This is a genomic window from Rhodococcus sp. ENV425, from assembly GCF_002887785.1.
GTDB classification, from domain to species: domain Bacteria; phylum Actinomycetota; class Actinomycetes; order Mycobacteriales; family Mycobacteriaceae; genus Rhodococcus; species Rhodococcus aetherivorans.
Genome location: NZ_PCZU01000166.1, coordinates 1 through 3,489, shown reverse-complemented (window position 1 = coordinate 3,489; position 3,489 = coordinate 1). Strand labels below are relative to the sequence as shown.

Annotated in this window: 1 protein-coding gene; it reads left to right on the top strand. The window is 76.6% G+C overall.

What is annotated here, in order from left to right:
• Window positions 1–3,489 (top strand): amino acid adenylation domain-containing protein (locus CQZ88_RS13515; RefSeq protein ID WP_146034303.1); only part of this gene is annotated, 3,489 nt, incomplete at both ends.

Genomic DNA, 3,489 nt, shown 5'->3' with positions numbered 1-3,489 from the left:
GACCTGTCCCGCACCGTCGGATGGTTCACCACCGTGCACCCCCTCGACGTGGACCTCACCGGCATCGACGTCGACGACGCCTTCGGTGGCGGTGCCGCGGCGGGCGCGGCGATCCGGTCGGTCAAGGAACGGCTCGCCGCCGTTCCCGACCACGGCATCGGCTACGGCCTGCTCCGGTACGTCGCCGGCACCCTGCCCGCGCATCCGGCCCCGCAGATCGCGTTCAACTTCCTCGGCCGCATCGACACCACGGTCGAGGGACCGTGGCTGCCGCTCGGCACCGCCGCCACCCGCGAACCGCAGATGCCGCTGCCCGCGGTGCTCGACATCGACGCCGCCGTCGAGGCCGACGGCCTCGCCGCCACCTTCACCTACGCGACCGGCCTGCTCGACGAGGACGCCGTCGACGAGTTCGCGCAGCTGTGGGTGGCCGCGCTCGCCGCGCTCGCCTGGCACGTCGGCGACCCGGCCGCCGGCGGTCACAGCCCCTCCGACTTCCCGCTGGTCGCCGTCGACCAGGACCGGATCGACGCGTGGGAGCGCGACCGCGGAGGCCTGGCCGACGTGTGGCCGCTGTCCCCGCTGCAGGCCGGGCTGCTGTTCCACACCGGGTACGCCGCCACCGACGCCCCCGACGACTACACCGTGCAGACCGTGCTCGAACTCGCCGGCACCGTGGACCCCGCCCGGCTCCGCGCCGCGGCGCAGTCCGTGGTCGACCGGCACGACAGCCTGCGGGCCGCCTTCCGCGACACGGCCGCCGGCCCGCTCCAGGTCGTGCTCCGCACGGCCGACGTGACCTGGCGGGAAACCGATCTGCGCGGCCGTGCCGACACCGACGGCGAGCTGGCGCGCATCCTCGACGCGGACCGCGCCGACCGGTTCGACCTGGCCGCCGCGCCGCTGCTGCGCGTCCACCTGGTCCGCACCGCCGCCGACCGGTACCGGCTGCTGCTGACCAACCACCACCTCGTCCTCGACGGCTGGTCCACCCCGCTGCTCGTCGCCGAACTGCTCACCGCCTACGCGGCGGGCGCGGCGGTGCCCGGACCGGCGCCGTCGTTCCGGGACCACCTGGCCTGGCTCGCCGGCCGGGACCTCGTCGCCGCGCGGACCGCGTGGGCCCGCGCCCTGGACGGCATCGACGCCCCCACCCTCGTCGCCCCGCACGACGACCCCGCCGACACCGGCGGCGCCGCCCACACCGTCGCGCTGAGCGCCGAAACCGCCGCCGCCCTCGACGCTGCCACCCGCGCCCACGACGTCACCCTCGCCACCGTCGTGCAGGCGGCGTGGGCGCTGACCCTGGCCGAGCTCACCGGCCGCACCGACGTGGTGTTCGGCTCCACCGTCTCCGGCCGCCCGCCCGAGCTGCCCGGCGTGGACGCCGTGCTCGGCCTGTTCGTCAACACCGTGCCGGTGCGGGTGCGCCTGCAGCCCACCGACACCGGCGCCGACCTGCTGCGCCGCCTCCAGGCCGAACAGGCGGCGCTGCTCGAGCACCAGCACCTCGGGCTCGCCGAGATCCACCGGGCGGCCGGCGTCACCGAACTGTTCGACACCCTCGCCGTCGTCGAGTCCTACCCGCTCGACCGCGACGCCCTGTCCGCGACCGCCGACGGCGCCGGAATGCGGGTCCTCGGCGTCACCGGCGCCGAAGCCACCCCGTACCCCGTGAGCCTGATCGTCGAGCCGGGCGCCCGGCCGGAGCTGAGCGTGCGCTACCGCCCCGCCTCGGTCGGTGACGGCGTCGCGCGCCGCATCCTCGAGCGGTGCGCGGAGCTGCTCGGTGCGCTCGCCCGGACCCCGGACCGCCGCATCGCCGCGCTCGGCGCCCCCGGCGTCGACGCCCCATTCGTGCCGGCCCGCGACCGGGCCGTCACCCTCGCCGACATCCTCGCCGGCACCGCCACCCGTCACCCGGATGCGGTCGCCGTCGTCGCCGGCACCGCCGAGCTCACCTACCGCGAACTCGACGACCGGGCCGCCGCCCTGGCGGGGCTGCTCGCCGCGCACGGCGCCGGACCCGGCACGCTGGTCGCGCTCGCGCTGACCCGCTCGCTCGAATCGGTCCTCGCCGTGTGGGCGGTCGCGAAGACCGGCGCCGCGTTCGTCCCCGTCGACCCGCGCCACCCCCTGGACCGGATCGAGCACATGCTCACCGATTCCGGCGCCCGCCTCGGCGTCACCGTCACCGCCCACCGGGACCGGCTGCCCGGCTCCGCGACGACGTGGCTGGTGCTCGACGATCCCGCGACCGCCCGCCGCACCCCGGCCGGCCCCGCGGTGCCGTCACCGGCCCGGCTCGACGACCCGGCCTACCTGATCTACACCTCCGGCTCGACCGGGACGCCGAAGGCCGTCACGGTCACCCACCGGGGCCTCGGCAACCTGGTCGACGCACTGCTCGCCGTGCTGGAGCCGACCCCGTCGGCACGGGTCGCGCACGTGGCGTCGCCGAGCTTCGACGCGTCCGTGTTCGAACAGCTCGCCGCGTTCGCCGCCGGCGCCCGGCTCGTCGTCGTACCCCCGACGGTCGTCGGCGGCGACGAACTGACCGACCGGCTCGCCGACGCGGGCGTCACCCACCTCGTCCTCACCCCCGCGGTGCTGGCCACCCTCGACCCGGCCGCCGCGCACACCGTGCGGGTCGTCGGTGTCTGCGGTGAGGCCGTCCCCACCGACCTGGTGCGCCGGTGGGCGCCCGGCCGCACGATGTTCAACCTCTACGGCCCCACCGAGACCACCATCTGGGCCACCGTCGCCCCCCTCACCGCCGATGCGCCCGTCACCCTCGGCGCCGGTGTGCCCGGCACCGAAACCGAAGTCCTCGACGGCTGGCTGCGGCCGGTGCCGCTCGGCACCGCCGGAGAGCTGTACCTGGCCGGTCCCGGGCTGGCGCGCGGCTACCACGGCCGTCCGCAGCTGACCGCGAGCCGGTTCGTCGCGCATCCCGGACGGCCCGGGGAGCGCATGTACCGCACCGGTGACCTCGTGCGCTGGACCCGCGCCGCCGACGGCGGCCCGGTGCTGGAATACCTGGGCCGCACCGACTTCCAGGTCAAGGTGCGCGGCATCCGCGTCGAGCTCGGGGAGGTCGACGCGGCCCTCGCCGCCGTCGCCGACGTGGACTTCGCGGCCACGCTCGGCCGTCCCGGTCCCACCGGCTCGGCCGTCCTCGTCTCCTACGTGCGGCCCGTGCCGGGCCGCGGGCTGGACCCGGACCGGCTGCGGGACCGGCTCGGCGAACAGCTGCCCGCCCATCTCGTGCCCGCCGCGGTCGTCGTCCTCGACGAGGTTCCGCTCACCCCGGTCGGCAAGCTGGACCGGACGGCGCTGCCGGAGCCGGACTTCGGCCGCAGCCGGCGCCCGGCCCGCGCACCGCGTGGACCGGTCGAGACCGCCGCCGCCGCCGCCTTCGCCGACGTCCTCGGCCTGGACGGGCTCGGCGCCGACGACTCGTTCTTCGACCTGGGCGGCAACTCCCTC